Raw genomic sequence first — 251 nt, 5'->3', positions numbered from 1 at the left:
CGGAAGGGCCCCCCGCCTCAAGGCCGACTAGCCTGGAAAAGCGCCGGCGCTTCCTATTTCACCGCCCCGAAGCGGCTGTCGAACGAGTTCGACGACACGATCGGCGCGGAGCCAGAGACCTGGCTGTCCTTGGCGGCGGGGGCGGGGGTATCGGACACCGACGGCTTCGCGGGCGGCCGGCTGGCGGCGGCGTGCTTGGCGTCGGGTTTGGCGTCGGGCTTCGGCGCCGTGGTCTTCGGCGCGGCGGCTTC

1 pseudogene is annotated in these 251 nt (G+C 72.5%); it reads right to left on the bottom strand.

The window, feature by feature from the left end:
* Positions 1-53: 53 nt before the first annotated feature.
* Positions 54-251, bottom strand: a pseudogene (locus tag CP49_RS46485) (L,D-transpeptidase family protein); the annotation flags it as partial.

The sequence above is a fragment of the Bradyrhizobium valentinum genome, from assembly GCF_001440405.1.
Taxonomy (GTDB): domain Bacteria; phylum Pseudomonadota; class Alphaproteobacteria; order Rhizobiales; family Xanthobacteraceae; genus Bradyrhizobium; species Bradyrhizobium valentinum.
This window is presented reverse-complemented; position numbering and strand designations above follow the sequence as displayed.